The 16607-nt window shown below is 71.5% G+C and carries 10 protein-coding genes; 3 read left to right on the top strand and 7 right to left on the bottom strand.

Going from position 1 to position 16607, the window contains the following annotated elements; all coding sequences use genetic code 11:
* Positions 1 to 56 precede the first annotated feature (56 nt).
* Positions 57 to 1520 carry an SDR family NAD(P)-dependent oxidoreductase gene (locus tag ABZZ38_RS17690; protein ID WP_356740552.1) on the bottom strand — a complete coding sequence of 488 codons (1464 nt, stop codon included), beginning with the start codon at positions 1518 to 1520 and terminating at the stop codon, positions 57 to 59.
* Positions 1521 to 1734: 214 nt separating this feature from the next.
* On the opposite strand from ABZZ38_RS17690, the gene ABZZ38_RS17685 reads away from it, so the two are divergent.
* Positions 1735 to 2700 carry a DMT family transporter gene (locus ABZZ38_RS17685; RefSeq protein ID WP_356740550.1) on the top strand — a complete coding sequence of 322 codons (966 nt, stop codon included), beginning with the start codon at positions 1735 to 1737 and terminating at the stop codon, positions 2698 to 2700.
* Here the strand turns inward: ABZZ38_RS17685 and ABZZ38_RS17680 are convergent.
* Entirely contained in the window at positions 2581 to 3807 is a 1227-nt protein-coding gene (locus ABZZ38_RS17680) for a transglycosylase family protein (protein ID WP_356740548.1), read from the bottom strand. The two genes, ABZZ38_RS17685 and ABZZ38_RS17680, sit on opposite strands and share 120 nt — an antisense overlap.
* A 250-nt stretch (positions 3808 to 4057) precedes the next feature.
* On the opposite strand from ABZZ38_RS17680, the gene gndA reads away from it, so the two are divergent.
* On the top strand, positions 4058 to 5497 hold the full coding sequence (gene gndA, locus ABZZ38_RS17675; protein WP_356740546.1) for an NADP-dependent phosphogluconate dehydrogenase: 1440 nt from the start codon (positions 4058 to 4060) through the stop codon (positions 5495 to 5497).
* 430 nt (positions 5498 to 5927) lie between these two features.
* Here the strand turns inward: gndA and ABZZ38_RS17670 are convergent, their stop codons facing one another.
* Positions 5928 to 6575: an arylsulfatase gene (locus ABZZ38_RS17670; protein WP_356740544.1), complete on the bottom strand. Its 648-nt coding sequence runs from the start codon at positions 6573 to 6575 to the stop codon at positions 5928 to 5930.
* Positions 6572 to 7000 (bottom strand): aspartate 1-decarboxylase, encoded by a 429-nt coding sequence (gene panD, locus ABZZ38_RS17665; protein ID WP_356740542.1) that lies wholly within the window; start codon positions 6998 to 7000, stop codon positions 6572 to 6574. The genes ABZZ38_RS17670 and panD overlap by 4 nt, the downstream gene beginning before the upstream one ends.
* 585 nt (positions 7001 to 7585) lie before the next feature.
* On the opposite strand from panD, the gene ABZZ38_RS17660 reads away from it, so the two are divergent.
* Positions 7586 to 7840: a helix-turn-helix domain-containing protein gene (locus ABZZ38_RS17660; protein WP_356740540.1), complete on the top strand. Its 255-nt coding sequence runs from the start codon at positions 7586 to 7588 to the stop codon at positions 7838 to 7840.
* 111 nt (positions 7841 to 7951) lie between these two features.
* On the opposite strand, the gene ABZZ38_RS17655 is transcribed toward ABZZ38_RS17660, so the two are convergent.
* From ABZZ38_RS17655 to ABZZ38_RS17645, 3 genes are all read right to left on the bottom strand, one after another.
* Positions 7952 to 13393 carry a DUF3883 domain-containing protein gene (locus tag ABZZ38_RS17655; RefSeq protein ID WP_356740538.1) on the bottom strand — a complete coding sequence of 1814 codons (5442 nt, stop codon included), beginning with the start codon at positions 13391 to 13393 and terminating at the stop codon, positions 7952 to 7954.
* Between the two features lie 1007 nt (positions 13394 to 14400).
* Positions 14401 to 14886, bottom strand: coding sequence for a TrmO family methyltransferase (locus ABZZ38_RS17650; protein WP_356740536.1), 486 nt, complete (start codon positions 14884 to 14886; stop codon positions 14401 to 14403).
* Between the two features lie 173 nt (positions 14887 to 15059).
* Entirely contained in the window at positions 15060 to 16349 is a 1290-nt protein-coding gene (locus ABZZ38_RS17645; RefSeq protein WP_356740534.1) for a Tat pathway signal protein, read from the bottom strand.
* Between the last annotated feature and the right edge of the window lie 258 nt (positions 16350 to 16607).

The following is a 16607-nucleotide window of genomic DNA, read 5'->3' as shown; positions in this document are numbered from 1 at the left end:
CACCTCATGGTGCACCCTGCGGGGAGGCGGTGGGTAACCGTGCGATTACCCCCTGGTTACCACTTGGCGGGGGCGTAGTCCTTCAGGAAGCAGCCGTAGAGGTCCTCGCCCTGTTCGCCGCGGACGATCGGGTCGTAGACCCGGGCCGCGCCGTCGATCAGGTCGAGCGGGGCGTGGAAACCGGCCTCGGCGAGCCGCATCTTGTCGGGGTGCGGGCGCTCGTCGGTGATCCAGCCGGTGTCGACCGCGGTCATCAGGATGCGGTCGGACTCGAACATCTCCTGGGCGCTGGTGCGCGTGAGCATGTTGAGGGCGGCCTTGGCCATGTTGGTGTGCGGGTGCCCCGCGCCCTTGTAGCCCCGGCTGAACACGCCCTCCATCGCGGAGACGTTCACCACATAGGTGCGCCGGGCCGCGGAGGACGCCATCGACGACCGCAGCCGGCTGATCAGGATGAAGGGCGCGGTGGAGTTGCACAGCTGCACTTCGAGCAGCTCGACCGGGTCCACGTCGGACACGGTCTGGACCCAGCTGTTGGTGTCGTGCAGGTCGGGGACCAGGCCGCCGGCGTCGATCGCGGTGCCGGCGGCGATACGCTCCAGCGACGCCGAGCCGGTGACGAGCGCCAGGCCGGTGACCTCCTCGGCGGTCAGGCCGCCGTTGCGGGACGACGGCAGGGCGGCCATCGTCTCCACGGCGCCGCTGCCGAAGGTGCCGATGACCTCGGCGGTCGGCAGCTCGCCCGCGGGCAGCGGGGCGGACTCCGCGGCCACGAGTTCGCGGTACGCCCGCGGGGAGCGGCGCACGGTCTGCGCCGCGTTGTTGATCAGGATGTCCAGCGGGCCCTCGGCCGCGACGGAGTCGGCGAGCGCCACGACCTGCGCCGGGTCGCGCAGATCGATGCCGACGATCTTCAGCCGGTGGATCCACTCGTCGCTGTCCGGCATCGCCTTGAAGCGGCGGATCGCGTCCTTGGGGAAACGGGTGGTGACGGTGGTGTGGGCGCCGTCGCGCAGCAGCCGCAGCGCGATGTACATGCCGATCTTGGCCCGGCCGCCGGTGAGCAGCGCGCGCCGGCCGGTCAGGTCCGTGCGGGCGTCGCGCCGGGCGCGGTTCTCGGCGGCGCAGTCGCGGCACAGCTGGTGGTAGAAGGCGTCCACCTCGACGTACCGGGTCTTGCAGATGTAGCAGGACCGGGGGCGCTGCAGTACGCCCGCGATCTCACCGGCGGCGGAGGACGACGGCAGCAGGCCCTGCGTCTCGTCGTCGATGCGCTCGGCGGAGCCGGTCGCGGTGGCCTCGGTGACCGCCCTGTCGTGGGCGGTCTTGGCGGCCCTGCGCTCCTGACGGCGGCGCTGTTTCACGGTCCGGTAGAGGCCGGCCGTGGCGCGGCGGACGGTGATCGCGTCCGGGTGGTCGACGTCCAGCTTGTCGAGCTCCTCGAGGACGCTCAGGCAGACGGCCAGGCGCTCGGGGTCGATGCCCGGCCCGTACGCCTGGTTCTCTTCTGTCACCGTCATGGCCGCTGCCGTTCCTCGATCACTCGTTTGCCACGTTTCAAAAGCCGAACTTTACGTCAGAGCGGTGCCGTGCCGCCAAACGAGTCCGTCCCCAGGGTGGGGCCGCGGCCGTCCGCACCCGTCCCGGGACGTACGCCCGTACTCCATCGGCAGTACGAACGATCGCGTGCTCAGGGACGACGACGGGAACGATCACGGGCGGCATGGTGGGGACATGAGCTCCCTCGCCGTGTCCGTGCTGCTGTCCCTGGTCTCCGCGGTCGCCTACGCGGCCGGGGCGATCGCGCAGGAGCGCGTCGCCGCATCCGGCCCCGGGCGCCCGTACGCGCCGCCGCGCCGTGCCGCCTGGTGGCCGGCCGTGCTGCTGAACGGAGCGGGCGCGCTGCTGCACGTCGCGGCGCTGGCGTACGGCCCGCTGAGCCTGGTGCAACCGCTGGGTGCCCTGACGATCGTGTTTGCCCTGCCGCTGGCCGGGCTCTTCGCCGGGCGGCGGACGACGGAGGCCGCGTGGCGGGGCGCGATCATGGCGACGGCGGGGGTCGCGGGGCTGCTCGCGCTGACGGGGGAAGCGGGGTCGCGGTCGGTGGATGGCGGGGCGCGGCCCGCGCTGGCGGGGGTGAGCGCCGCGGTGGTGGTGGCGCTGTTCGTGGCGGCCCGGGGCGTGCGGCGGGCGGTGGCGCGCAGTGTGGTCCTGGCCGGTGGCGCGGGTGTGGCGTTCGGCATCGGGTCGGTGTTCACCAAGACGGTCGCCGTGGACTTCGTGGCGGGCGATCCGCTGGTCCAGTGGCCGGGCCTGCTGACGATCGCCGCCTTCGCGGCGGCGGGGCTGCTGTTGTCGCAGGCCTCGTACCGGGGCGCCGGTCTCGCTGCGCCCCTGGCGACGGTCACCGTGGTGAACCCGGTGGTGGCCGCCGCCGTGGGGCTGACCCTGTTCGGCGAGGAGTTCCGGTACGGCGTGCTGGGCACCGTGCTCGCGCTGGGGTGCGGGGTGGTGGCGGCGGGCGGCCTGATCCTGCTCACGGCGGTGCCGTCGGATGCGGCGCGCGCGCAGCCGGTGGATTCAGAGCCGTACGCCGCCCGACCGCAGATACGCGAGGGGGTCGATGTCGGAGCCGTACCCCGGCCCCGTGCGCACCTCGAAGTGGAGGTGCGGTCCCGTGCTGTTGCCGGTGGATCCTGAACGGGCGATCCGCTGGCCGCTGTTGACCCTCTGGCCCTCCTTCACGGTGAGCGCGGAGAGGTGGGCGTACTGGCTGTACCGGCCGTCGTCGTGCCGGATGACGATCTGGTAGCCGTACGCGCCGGCCCAGCCGGCGGAGACCACCCGCCCGTGTGCCACCGCCTTGACGGAGGTGCCGGTGGGGACCGGGAAGTCGACACCGGTGTGGTAGCCGCTGGACCAGGCGGAGCCGGCCCTGCCGTACGCGGTGCCGGTTCCGGCGTCGACGGGCGCACTGAAGCCCACGCGCTCCGGGGGCCGGACAGGGGCCGGCCTGGCGGCGGATCGTGCGGCGGGCTTGGGTGTGGTGACGGGCTTGGTGACGGGCTTGGGCTTGGTGGCGGCCGGTTCGGCCGCGGGCTTCGCGGCGGGTGCGGCAGGGGCCTTCGCGGCGGGTGCGGGGGGTCTGACGGACGGTCTGGCGGAGGGTCCAGCCGACGGCTTGGCCGCAGTCGTACGCAGCGTCAGCTTCTGCCCCGGCATGATGAGGTCGGGGTCGCCGCCGATGACCTCGCGGTTGGCGTCGTAGAGCCGCTGCCAACCGCCCCTGACCCTCTGCTCCTCGGCGATGCCGGAGAGGGAGTCGCCCCGCGACACCGTGTAACTCTCGCGCTGCGTGGGCACGGTGGTGGGCGTCGCCGGCGGTGTGGCCTTCCGGCTTCCGCCCGGTGCGATGGCGGGCGCGGCACCGCCCCGGGTGAGCCCGGCCTTCACCGAGCAGCTGGGCCAGGCGCGCGGGCCCTGCCCCTTGAGGACCTTCTCGGCGACGGCGATCTGTTCGTCCCTGGTGGCGAGGTCGGCGCGCGGCGCGTAGCGCGTGCCGCCGTACGCCTCCCAGGTGGACTGGGTGAACTGCAACCCGCCGAAAAAGCCGTTGCCGGTGTTGATCCGCCAGTTGTTGGTGGACTCGCAGGCCGCGACCTTCTCCCACACGTCCACGGACGCCGCGTGTGCCGCGCCGGCCCCGATGAGCGGGAGCGCCATCCCGGCACCGCCCGCCGTGACGGTGAGCGACGCCCGGTTGATGCGGCTCGGCTGATACCGGCGGTGTCGTCCGCGTACGGCCATGGGACCCATCCCCCCTTGCACAGTGCAACAGGCGCCCAAGCTAGAGGGAGCGACCGGCGGTGACAAGGGGGCACGCGTGGCACGACGGGGCGCTCAAAGACACATTCGGGCAAGGGGGTTGGACGAATCGGGGAATCTCCGGTGACCGGTGGGGCTTGATGATCGGTGAACGCCCCCCTCCTGTGGCGCGTATGCATACGGGTCGCGGGGCGGCACCTCGCTGTCGGCTACGGAACCCAGGAGTACAGGCATGAGTGGCACTGCGCAGATCGGCGTCACGGGGCTCGCGGTCATGGGCCGCAACCTCGCCCGCAATTTCGCCCGCAACGGCTTCACCGTGGCGGTGCACAACCGGACGTTCGCCCGGACCGAGGCGCTGGTCGAGGAGTTCGGCGGCGAGGGGACGTTCGTGGCGGCGAAGAGCGCCGAGGAGTTCGTCGCGGCGCTGGAGCGCCCGCGCCGACTGGTCATCATGGTCAAGGCCGGTGAGCCGACGGACGCGGTGATCGAGGAATTCGCTCCGCTGCTGGAACCGGGGGACGTCATCATCGACGGCGGCAACGCGCACGTCGCGGACACCCGGCGGCGCGAGAAGGAACTGCGGGAGCGCGGCCTGCACTTCGTGGGCGTCGGCATCTCGGGCGGCGAGGAGGGCGCCCTGCACGGGCCGAGCATCATGCCCGGCGGGTCGGCGGAGTCGTACGCGTCGCTCGGCCCGCTGCTGGAGAAGATCGCCGCGAAGGCGCCGGACGGCACGCCGTGCGTCACCCATGTAGGCCCCGACGGCGCGGGCCACTTCGTGAAGATGGTGCACAACGGCATCGAGTACGCCGACATGCAACTGATCGCCGAGGCGTACCACCTGCTGCGCGACGTCGCGGGCTACTCCCCCGCGAAGATCGCCGAGACGTTCCGTACCTGGAACGAGGGGCGCCTCGACTCGTATCTGATCGAGATCACGGCGGAGGTGCTCGCGCACACGGACGCCGCGACCGGACAGCCCTTCGTCGACGTCGTCGCCGACCGGGCCGAGCAGAAGGGCACCGGCCGCTGGACCGTACAGATCGCGCTTGATCTCGGAGTGCCGGTCTCGGGCATCGCCGAGGCGGTGTTCGCGCGTTCGCTCTCCGGGCACGCGGAGCTGCGCGAGGTGTCCCGCGGCCTGCCGGGACCGGCGGCGGCGCCCCTGGACGGAGCGGAGGCGGCGCGCTTCGCCGACCGGGTGGAGCAGGCGCTCTACGCGTCGAAGATCGTCTCGTACACGCAGGGGTTCCACCAGATCCGGGCGGGCAGCGAGGCGTACGGGTGGGACGTCGACCTGGGCGCGGTCGCCTCGCTGTGGCGGGCCGGTTGCATCATCCGGGCGGCGTTCCTGGACCGGATCCGCGAGGCGTACGACGCGCAGCCCGGGCTGGTGAGCCTGCTGGCGGACAAGGGGTTCGCGGAGGAGATCGGCGCGGCCCAGGACGACTGGCGGGCGGTCGTGGCGACCGCCGTGCGCCAGGGCGTGCCCACGCCGGGCTTCTCGGCGGCGCTCGCGCACTACGACGCGCTGCGTGCGCCCCGGCTGCCCGCCGCCCTCACGCAGGGGCAGCGGGACTTCTTCGGGGCGCACACCTACCGGCGGACGGACCGGGAGGGCTCGTTCCACACTCTCTGGGGCGGGGACCGCTCGGAGGTCGCCGGCTGAGCCGGCCGCCCGGCTCGGCTCAGCCCGGTGAGCGCGGTCGCTCGGGCCGGGGGCTCAGCTCACCGGGCGGGGTCAGCTCATCGGGCCGGGTTCCGGTTCCGGCCCGGGTACGGGGTCGGGGCCGGGGGGCTTGGGCACCGGGTCGGGGACGGGGCCCGGGGGCGGGCCGGGCGGCGGCGGCCCCGGATGCGGGGGCGCGGGCGGTACGGGGTCGGGGACGGGACCGGGCTCGGGGCCCGGAGGGCCGGGCTGCGGTACGGGCGTCGGCGGTACCGGGTCCGGGGGGCCCGGGGTCGGCGGGCCGGGCGGCGGGGTCGGCGCGGGCGGTACGGGGTCGGGGGTCGGCGGGCTCGTCATGGCACTCCCCTCGGTGGATCGGTGGGCCTCTCCAGGCTCTCGCGCTGCGCCTTCCCTCGCGCGGCGGGATCACTCATCGGGGTGTGGCGGCGCCGGAAGTCGCGGCGGCGACGGCCGCCGCGAGGCCGGGGCGGGGGCTGGAGAGCACCGGGATCGCGGTGCGCGCGCGGGCGGCGGCGTCCGCCATGGACGCCTGGGCCAGCACGATCACATCGGCGTCCCGCACGCCGTCGACGGCGGCGACCACGGCCGCGAGGTAGCCGTCCCGGTCGCCCGTCTCGAACAGCGCCCAGGCTCCGTCCACGAGCAGGCTGCGGATGTACGGCGCGCGGCCGTGCGCCGCACCGCGGATGAGGTCGACCGTGGGCTCCACGGTGCCTTCGAGCGCGGCGACCACGACGACGCGGCGCTCGCGGGCGGCAGCGGCGGCCATCGGCCGGTCCACGCGCAGCACGGGCACGCCGGCCGGTACCCGCTCGGCGACGGCGCCGATGGTGGAGCAGGTGCACAGCACGGCGCCCGCCCCGTCGGCGACGGCCCGGGCGACCGCCGTCCCGACCGCGTCGGCCACGGACTCGGGGCCCGCCGTCCTGGCGCGCTCCAGCAGGGACGCGTCGACGGTGTGGCGCAACTCGAACCCCGGGTGGTGCGCGTCGCGCAGCGCGTCGAACACCGGAACGTGGACGGGTGAGGTGTGGAGCAGCGCCAGCGCGGGTGTCACGCGCGCGCCGCGGGAACGGCGTGCGGGCTGCGCGCGGTGTCGCTGCCGGGCACCGGCGCGGACGCGTCGGATCCCAGCTCCACGACGCGGTTCGCGGCGTCGACGTGGACGACGCGCGGGACGAGGGAGCGCGCCTCGGCGTCGTCGACCTGGGCGTAGCTGATGAGAATGACCAGGTCACCGGGGTGCACGAGGTGAGCCGCCGCGCCGTTGATGCCGATGACGCCGGAGCCGCGCTCGCCCTCGATGACGTACGTCTCCAGCCGGGCGCCGTTGTCGATGTCGACGATGTGCACGAGCTCGCCGGGCAGCAGGTCGGCCGCCTCCATGAGGTCGGCGTCGACGGTGACCGATCCCACATAGTGCAGGTCGGCCTGCGTCACGGTGGCCCGGTGGATCTTGGACTTGAACATGGTACGCAGCATCGAGGCACTCCTGGACATAGGCTCCCTGCCTGCGTTTTTGCAGGTCAAGTGCTGTTTCCCTACCCTACAACGAGTCGCGTGTTCGGTCAGCTTTCACCAGGTTTTTGAGGACTGATGCTGACCAATTGCTGACTTTTCTGACGCATCGTCAGGTGATTACAGGGGGCTTCGTCCGCCCTGCCGAGCTCCACCATGACGACTGCACAAGCCTACGCAGCACCCTCCGAACGGCGTCCGTGATCACCGTCACTCTGGCGGTGTGGGCGGCGGTCAGGAGCGAGCGCGGCGACCAGAAGGCTGCGCACCGCCATGGGTCAGCTGGCCCATGGCCCCTCTATTCCGCCGCCTCAGAGGGAGTGGCCCGCAGTTCAACAAGGAATCTGAGGTGCCGAAGCGGCGCGGCAACATAGCAGCGGACCGCCGGTTACCCAAACCGGCGATTCCCATGACCATGGCGAGAGCTCGTCCGGTGACTCTTGGCGGTGGCACAGGACGGGCGTCAAGGACGTTTGGAATTCGGCCAGAGCAGAGCACGAGCCGATGCCGCGATCATGCTCAGGCCAGCCTTAAGGAGCCATTTTGCCCGTGGAACCGCAGCCGCACCCAGACGAGACCCGCCCCGATAACAACTCGTCGAGCAGGCGCCGGAGCATCGAGCCCGTCCTTATGGACACCACTTCCGAGGTCGCCGCGATGCTCAACATGTCTACGAGCTGGGTCTATAGGGAGGCATCAAAACTGGGCTTGAAGGGCTACAAGCTCGGCCGGGGCAGGAACGCCAAGGTCCTGTACAAAAGGGCTGAGATCTTCAAATGGCTAGAGCAGCAGAAGATCCACTAAAGGCCGAGCCCGGCCCCCGTCTGAGAGCCCTGCATCACCATCGCGAGCGGCGCGGGAGCTTAAGTTGGCGGTTAACCCCGACTCATCTCGCGCTGGGGTTAAACGTCAAGGTCACAGTAGGTACGAGAAGCGCAGTGCCCCGCCCTCCTCGCGGTAGCGGCCCCGGCCGCGCTTGCCGTAGGGGTTGGGGAGCATGTGGATGGCCACCTTGTGAGGGGTGAGGGCGTGGGTGACCACTAGGAGGCGCCAGCGGTCGTTGCCCGAGTGCTGGCGGGCCGCGCGGACCTCGCTCTCCCCCAGCTCGAAGCGGCCGCCTTCGCCCCCGGTCGCCTTCACCTCATACAGGTAGGGCCGGCTGCCGGAGCCGACCCGGAAGTCGAAGCCGAGGCCGTCGTCGCCGGACGTGCCGGGGAAGGCTTTGCGGCGGTTGCTCGACACCCAGCCGCTCTCGTCCATGCGGTCCGGGTAGCGCGCACACAGGAACTGGTACGCGTACCACTCGCCCACGTACCCGATGGCCTCTCGCTGGGCCGTGGTCAGCCCGCTGTCCGTGCCGCCCCCGTACCGCCACCCGCGAGTGCGACCGGTGGCCTGGGTGCGCCCGGTCTGGGGACGGGGGTCCGTGAAGCGGAGCGCCCCGGCGGCGGTGATGCCCGGCGCCGAACCGCTCTGCAGGACCCGGTCGAGTTCGCGGGTGAGGGCGGTGTAGTCGCCCGAGTACACGTCGAAGTCGCGGCCGCCGACGGAGATCGACCGCCGTTTGCGCTCCCGTTCGCGGCGCTCGTGTTCTGCCGCGTTGCGCACCCGGTCCAGGTCGGCCTCGGACAGCCCGTGCCGGCCGGGATCCGTCGCCACCGCCATCCCGTCGGGCCACTGGCCGAGGGCCGCCAGCCAGCCGACGATATCGGTGGGCGACAAGGGTCGGAAGTCCAGCGCGCCCGCGGCCTCCAGCCGCGCGGTGACCTCCTCGGCGGGCTCGGCTCCGGTCAGGGCCGCGGGCAACGGGTGTCCGGCCGCCCTGACCAGGACCGCGAGGTCGGCGGCCAGGCCGGTGATCGTACGGAGGTTCGCGCCGCGTACCTGGTCGGGGGCGGGCAGGCGTTCGCCCGACCCGGGCAACGGCACCGGGCGGCCCAGGCGCAGCGCCAGCTGCTCCTCCACGTGCGTCTCCAGGCTCCCCGCGTCGGCCGTGTCCACGGTGTACGCCCATCCCTCCGGCGCGGTGATCCAGTCCAGGGCCCGGACCGAGGGCCAGTCGGGCATCGGACGGCGCGCGTCGAAGTCCTCCAGCACCGCCCAGCGCAGCCGGTTCAACAGGTCCTTCTTGCGCAGGTCCAGGTAGGTGCGGAGCGCCTCCTCGTGCTCGTCGGCGTGGCTGACCGGTTCCAGGGGCGGGCCCATCGCGCGCAGGGTGTCGTTCAGCTCGGCGAATCCGATGCCCAGGTCGCGCCGCAGTTCGTCCGTACCGCGGGCCGCGCGGGCCCTGGCGATGAACTCCGACACGGGGACCGGGAACTCGGCGGCGTGCTCCTCGAGGTGGGCCTGGAATTCCCGGGTGTCGCCCGGCGGCGGCAGCAACAGCGAGTTCGCCGCCTCCGAGCCGAGCAGGTGGAAGAGGAAGGGCCGGCAGCGCTCCAGGACGACGCCGATGGCCCCGTCGATCCGGCGGCTCGTCTCCTCGACCTGGTGGACCGTGACTTCCAGGGCGTCGGCGAGTTCTTCATGGCCCGGGTCGCGCAGGTCGGCGTGGCGGGAGGCGAGCTGGTGGGCGGCGAGGCGCAGTCGGCCACCGAACTCCCGCCGCCCCAGCAGCTCGGCGACGGCCACCACGATGCGAGTGGTCTCGGTCCAGCCCGGCTCGCCTATCGGGGCGAGGACGAGCGGATATTTCGGATCGGGCAGCGGCAGCACTCCGGCGAGGCGGCCCGGCAATGTCACGGGCCGACCGTCGAGCTCGATGTCCCAGGAGCGGTAGCGGTACAGACGTACGCTCCGGACCAGGGACGTCAGCTCGCTCAGCTCCGCCTCGCTCGCCCTGGGGCCGCGCGCCAGGTGGTCGGAGAGGACGCCCACGGCCAGCGTGAGCCAGGGCAGCTGCTGGACCAGTGGCTCTCCCATGGCCGCGGGGTCCACCCGTGCCCCGTCCACGGTCACTGTGAACATCAGGTCGTCGGTGTGCCGGACGGTGGCGGTGTGGTCGTCCGCCAGCAGCTCGGCGGCCGCCGCCGAGACACCCGGAAGGGTCAGCAGGGGGCGCCCCGTCTCCCGTACCAGCAGGGCTGTCAGACCGTCGCGTTCACCACTGACGTAGAGCACGGTCTCGGCATCGCTATCGCCATCGCTCTCCCCGCCGTCCAGGTCGGACAGCGGCACGCCGATCAGCCGGTCCCCGGACTCGGCGAGCAGACTGGCGCCCTCGGGCAGCGAGGGATGAGGCTGCCGCACGAGGTGCCTCCAGGCGCGTTCGTTGGCGCGCTGCGCGGCGGGCCGGTCCTCGGCCCCCAACGCGCCCTCCGCCGCGAGCCGTCCCAGCGCGGCGATGGCGCGGTCGCTGTCCCGGGGGTCGTCCCAGGTCGGCAGCCCCATCTCCCGCAGGCGGTCGCCCGCCTTCCCGCGTTCCAGGAGGTGGCGCAGCCGATGGTCGACGGTCGGTGCGTACGAGGGCTCCTCCTCGAGCCCGGGCGGGCAGTGCCAGGCGTCGGCCGGCCGGACGAACCGGACGGCCCGGTCGCGGCCCCGCACCGGGAGCCACGGCTGCTCCCGGACGAAGGCGTCGAGCGGGGTCGGCACCCGTTCCGTGTCCGGGGAACTCTGGCTGCCGGCACTGGTCCAGACGCTGGTGAACCTCGTGTCGTTCCAGTCGGCTAGGCCGTGCAGGACGAGTCGTGCATACGCCAGCCGGGCCTCTTGGCCGAGGCGTCCGACGATGTCCTGGCCGGGGAGCCGCCAGGCGGGGGTTCCCCGGTACGGCGTCCGAGGGTAGTAGGCACGGGACCAGTTGCGGATGTACGGCTCCCACTGCTCCTGCACCTCGGCCGGCACCTTCGCCATGCGGACCAGGTGCCGAGCGGTGAGCTCCCGGCCCTGGTCCACCCAGCTCACGGCGTCGGGGGACCTGACCGGGACCAGCCCGTCGGCCACCCCGGCCTCCCTCAGGAACGCCCGCCACTCCTCAGCCGTGGTCGCGCCCCCCTTGGCGAACTCCTCGGGCGCGGCGATGAGGCGTCCGGCGATCGCCTTGAGGCTCTTCGACACGTCCTGCCCGGCGGCGACCACCGCCACCAGGTCCTCACCGACGGATCCGCGGCCCCAGCCCCGGCCGAAGACGGCGCTGCTCGCCCTGATCATCCGCCCGTCCGCCGACGGTACGTACAGTCCGAGCGAGGAGACCTCCGTGCCGTCCAGCGAACGCCGAGGCTGCCACAGTCGGAAGACGAACCGCAGGGTCCGGAGCCGCAGTCGGAGATCGGTGCTCGTGCTGAGTTGCTGCCGTGCGTGCTCCAGCAGGCCCTTCGTGTCGTACGGCCGGACGAGCCCTTCCTCTTCAAGGAAGACACGGGCGGACCGCCCGCGCGTACGCTCGCCGCGGTCCTGCCAGACCAGCCCCGGGTGCAGGCAGAACAACCGCCTGCCGAGCAGGGAGGGGACGGTCGGGCCCTCGGCGCGGTTCGCCTCCGTGCGCACCGGCTGGAAGAACGCCTCCCGACGGGCACCCTGACCGGTCGGCTTGCCCTGTGCACGTGTACGCGTGGCCGCACCCACCCTGTCGGGGGGACGGTTGGTGTGCCGCAGTGTGCAGTCCTCCGCGAGCAGCAGCTGCCTGCCCTGCAGGACGTGCCCGTCGTCCTCGAAGAGGGCGGCCAGGTCCTCGTACAGCGCGCTCCACTGCTCGGGGAACTCACCGGACCGGAGGGGTGGAAGGGACCCGACGATCCGCTCCACGTGGTCGGCGAGGAGCTCAGGGGTCGGCTCCCACGGGCACGCGAGGGCGCGGCACAGGGTGGCCAGCCGTTTCAGTCGGTCGCCGCCGATCCCGGGGTCCGCCACCACGATCCCGGCCTCGTGCGCGCGGTGTGCCGTGAGGACCGTCAGGTCGAGGTCAGGCCACAGGGCCGCGCCCTGGGGCGGCGCCCAGCCCGCCTCTGGCGGGGCGCCGTCCGCGGCAAGGACGGGCACGAGCGGTACGTCGGCCAGTTCGTTCCCATGCACGCGCAGTGCCGCCGCGCGGAACCGCCCCACCGAGTCCCTCTTGTTCTCCCAGCTCACCAGGTCCACGGCCAGCTGCCGCATCGACGGTTCGGGCGACGCACGCAATGCCGCGGCGGCCGCCAGACAGGTCTCGGCGACCGCGTCGAGCAGCAGCACGTTGAGGGGGTTGTCGGAGGGGATCCCGGTGCGGTCGAACTTGGTGAAGAACGGGGCGTTCGCGTGCCCAGGGAAGGGCGCGGCCTGGTCCTCGCCCATCGGCAGGAAGGTGTAGATCTGCCCGTGCAGCGGTCGGCGCGGGGCGGGCAGCGGGAGCGCGACCTCGACGACGGCGGACCGCTTCCACTCCTGCCACGTGTCGTCGAGGAGCCCGGAACCCACGGCCTCGGCGAGCGTGCTGTTCAGCCGTTCCTTCTCGACGGTGCTTCGGGCCACGAGGAAGGTGCCGGACGGCCCCAGGTCCACGGTCGCGCAGGAGACGGGGAGCCCGTGCCCGGCGTCGTCCTGCGCCACAGCGAAGCGCTCCTCGGAGCGGGTCAGCTCGTGCCGCTCGTGCGTCTCTCGGAGGTCGTCAGACTCCTTCGCTTCGCCTGTCTCGCCACCGGCGGCCCGCCGTTCCAGCGTCAGGTCGGCAAGCCGGTCGAGGAACAGCATGACGGGTACTTTCGCCCCCGCGAGTTCGCGCATCCGCAACCGGACCTCGGCCCGGGCGGCCTCGCTCAGCAAGGGCAGCCGGACGACGGTGACGTACCCCTGGGCGGCGAGCTGCCGACAGGTCGCGGGCACGTCGTCCAGCGGCAGGGGTGCCTGCAGCGGCGGATACATGGCGGCCACCTCGTGGGCGTTGTCCTCGCCGGCGAGGAACTCCTCGACGTCGGCCCTCTGCGCGAAGCGGAAGCAGTACCCGTCCAGTTCCGCGCCGGGCGGCCTGTCGGGGTCCGCGCTGTAGATCTCCGGCGCGTCGCTGATCAACAGGATGCTGCGGAACCCGACGCCCTTGTTCCCGATGCCCTCGCCGACCTCCTTCGAGCTCTGCGCGAGCTCGCAGATCTGCTTGACGTTGTGCCAGGTGAAGGGCGTGCCGCCGTTGGCGACGTACAACGTCCCCCACTCGCCCTCCGCCTCGTCCAGAAGGACGTGGACCCGTCCGTCGCCGCGGTCCCTCGGATGCGCGTCGTAGCCGTTCTGCAGCAACTCGAAGAGCGAGCGGCCGGCGTACTCCCGCGCGCTCGTGTACGACACGGCGTTCACCTGCCGTGCCATGCGCAGGACTTGCTCCGACCGGGCCCCCTCCAGCACCGACTGGCCGTACTCCCGCAGCTGCTCGGCCCGGGCGTTCCTCGCCATGGTTCTCCCCTCACCTCAGCGTGATGAGGACGGTATCCCGCCGCACTGACATCGGGGGCGCGAGGACCACCGTGTGGAGGGCGGCTCGGAGCTGAGCTTGACGTGTTGGTCCGCCGTCGAACGGGGCTCTAACTTGTTCAGGGTTTCCCCTGTCCACGGTGTGTCCGTGAGGCCGGGGCCTGATCCTGAGAGGAGATCGGCGCGGCGCGTGGAGGCCGGATCATGGAACGGGTCGAGCACGGGATTCAACGAGACGTGTTCGTGTTCCGCCACACCTTCGGCCAGCGCCTGGGCAAACATCAGAGGCCCGCCGCCCGGTATGACGTCGGACGAGTCCGATAACCGACCCGCACACCACAAGGTCGTCACCAAGCCCTGGCGCACTGGATAAACGTCAAGCTGCAACGTTGTCCCGTAACTGCTGGTCGTCACTGGGGCGCGTCGCGCCGGTCCCGGATGTACCAGTCGAGCCGTGTGCCGTCGTTGCTGTGCGGCTGTTTGCCGGGTTGAATCCTGCCCGCTGCGCGACTGCACCGGATGCAGGGTTCTCCCGATCGACCCGGATCACCGCCTCCTCCCTGTCCTCAGTGGTCGCGTATGGGACGCCAGGAGGACCGCGCGACTTACCAGGCCGTGCGAATCGCGGGTAAATCGTTCCCCGCGAGCGCCCTGTCGGCACACACATGGATACCGAAGGCGCTGAGTGCACCGGCAGTACCCCCACTGTTCCTCAGACCACCAAGTCGCCATCGCCCGCCGCCTCGTCCTAGGCCCCAAGGCCATAGCGGCTGAACGGCGCAGTCAGCTGACCAAGCGCGCGCCCATCTATTGCTGATCCGCGGTGAGCAAACGGCTTCACCAGGTGCAGCCGCGCCGCCCCTCGCAGCCGGAGGCACCGAGTGATGAGTGCCTCCCGGTACGACCTTGCGCGACAGCAGCCCTTTGCGCCCGCTCAGGCGGCCACGTCACGTCGGGCTACCAGTCTCGATTCCGGAGGATGCCCCGAGTCAGCGTTCGGCGGCGTCCCTCCAGTAGTCCTTCAGCATCTCGCTGGGCCACGAGGGCTGGGAGACCGTGCCGCGCGGCAGGAACTCTTCGAAGACCGCCACCAGGTCCACCACCAGGGTGCCATCGTCGGCATCGAGGTCGGTGACGTGCAGGTCCCGTCCGTCGACGCGGAGCAGTCTGGGGAACGAGGTCGCGAGCCGGGCCGGACGTCGGTGGTTGTGGTGCACGAAGGTTCCCGTGGCCGGCCACTCCGGGTTGTCCCGCGGGCTGCGCGCGTGGAGAGCGACGTCCTCGGGGGAACCGAAGTTGAAGAACCAGGTGACCTGGAGATGGGAGAACTCCTCGATCCCCTGCAGCGTCTCCTCCGGGTACCCCGGGCGCAGCCGAATGATCGACTCCACACCGCCCTTGAAGTCGTCGAGCCGCCCCTTGTGGCCTCCGACCACCTCGGCGATCACCGGCACCTCGATGGACTTCGTGGACACGGGTTCCCCCTTCTCCGCTCGCGGCACGGCAAGGCGGTCAACCACAGCATGCCCGCCTTCACCACCATGGCACCGTCAGGCTACTCGTTCGAGTACGGCCTTGGCGCGCTCGTCGATCTCCGCCGCCACGCTGATTCCCCGATTGCGGAAGGGGGACAGCACTCGGCGCATGTTCACGGCTGCCTCGCGTGTTCTGCCCGACTGCACGCCTTCCATCGCGTCCAGGGCCTGTGCCCACGTGTGGCACGCGGCCTCCACGTTCCCCTGACGTGCCTGCACAGGCCCATGTAGCCCAACGTCACCGCGTGGGTCCGGCTGAAGGTGTCGGCCTTCCTGGTCAACACGCTGTTGTTGAACTCTCTAAGCGCTCCGTCGAGATCGCCAAGCGTCCACAGGGTGCGGGCGGTCTCATGGGCCAGGGAAGCCCGTTGGAAGAACCACACCCGACTCGGATCCTCGTCGCCGACGTCCGCCGCAGCAAGGTCGTCCTCGGCCCGGAGAAGCGCTGCAATCGCGGCCCGCTTTTGCCCGTCGGCGGCCAGGCTGCGTGCCTGCACCACTCCGAGCAGCGCCCTCTCGCGGGGGGTCGCCAGGGTGTACCGCTTGCGTGCCACGGAGGCCGTGGCGAGTTCGACGGCAAACCGTGGGTGGCCGAGGTCCGTTGCCTGGTGAGCCATCGCCCGCAGGATGTGGCCGGCAAGCGGAGCGTCGTCCGCTTCCGCCGCGAGCTTCAGGGCCAGCGTGAAGTAGCGCCGCGCGGACTCGTGGTGGGAGGCGTCGAAGCTCATCCAGCCGGCGACGTACACCGCCTCGGCGGCAGCGGCGAGAAGGGCACGACGAGTGTCGTCACTGGTGAACACTCCACCGATGTACCTGGCGACGTCATCGACGAGGTACTGGTACAGGGCCGTACGGCCGTCCATGCCGCCGTGGCGCTGGTCTCTTCGAGAGAAGAACTCCGTCATCTCACGGACGGCACTGACTTCTGCGACCCCGATTCTGCGGCTCGTCGCCGGGGGGCGGGACTTCGCCCGCTGAGGTGCCTCGTCCCACCACTGCTGTCCGGGCAGGGTCAAGCCGCCCACCGAGTAGGCGGCGCCGGCCAACAGTCGGCGGCGTTCGAGGTCCACGTCGCTTCTCCCAAGGTCTACCAGCGCAGTCAGCGTATCGACGTTCCACTCCGAAGCCGTCACTTCACCCGTGTCCGGCACGGAGAGCCCGATCTCAGCAGGAGTGATGGGGCGTTGGAGCCGCCGGGACAACGTCTCGCACAAGATAAGGGGCGCTCTGCCCGAGGGCTGTGTTCCCGCCACCCACATGGCGATGTGCGAGCGGCTGGTGCCCAGCAGTTCTTGCGCTCCTACCTCGGCCGCGACCCTCACGAAGGCAGCCGCCACCTTTGGCTGCGACCAGCCTGTTTCCGCGATCGCGTCGGCCAGCTTCACGTTCCGCTCGCGCGCCATCGTCTACCTCGGTTCACCAAAACGATCTTTGACGGGTTTGACGGCCCCGGCAGCCCTCCGGAGATACCGCCGCGATGTGATCCGCGGTTCGCTCGTGGTCAACGAAACCACCAACTGCCCTTGTCCGGGAGGAAACCGGTGAAGAACAGCCACACGACTGGCGCCGATGCCCGGACCGCTTGGGGCGACGGGCGCGCACCCGCCCCGACGTCCGAATGACGGCACTTCGACCATCCCCCGCCGATGGCCCTGCTCGTG

It is taken from the genome of Streptomyces sp. NPDC006368 (assembly GCF_040612535.1).
Taxonomy (GTDB): Bacteria; Actinomycetota; Actinomycetes; order Streptomycetales; family Streptomycetaceae; genus Streptomyces.
The sequence above is the reverse complement of the archived record's forward strand: the minus strand, read 5'-3'. Positions and strand labels throughout refer to the sequence as shown.

Excerpts from the sequence above, each read along its gene's own strand:
- ABZZ38_RS17645 (WP_356740534.1), bottom strand. The coding sequence starts at position 16,349 with ATGGCGCGCGAGCGGAACGTGAAGCTGGCCGACGCGATCGCGGAAACA.
- ABZZ38_RS17680 (WP_356740548.1), bottom strand. The coding sequence starts at position 3,807 with ATGGCCGTACGCGGACGACACCGCCGGTATCAGCCGAGCCGCATCAAC.
- panD (WP_356740542.1), bottom strand. The coding sequence starts at position 7,000 with ATGCTGCGTACCATGTTCAAGTCCAAGATCCACCGGGCCACCGTGACG.
- ABZZ38_RS17685 (WP_356740550.1), top strand. The coding sequence starts at position 1,735 with ATGAGCTCCCTCGCCGTGTCCGTGCTGCTGTCCCTGGTCTCCGCGGTC.
- ABZZ38_RS17690 (WP_356740552.1), bottom strand. The coding sequence starts at position 1,520 with ATGACGGTGACAGAAGAGAACCAGGCGTACGGGCCGGGCATCGACCCC.
- ABZZ38_RS17655 (WP_356740538.1), bottom strand. The coding sequence starts at position 13,393 with ATGGCGAGGAACGCCCGGGCCGAGCAGCTGCGGGAGTACGGCCAGTCG.
- gndA (WP_356740546.1), top strand. The coding sequence starts at position 4,058 with ATGAGTGGCACTGCGCAGATCGGCGTCACGGGGCTCGCGGTCATGGGC.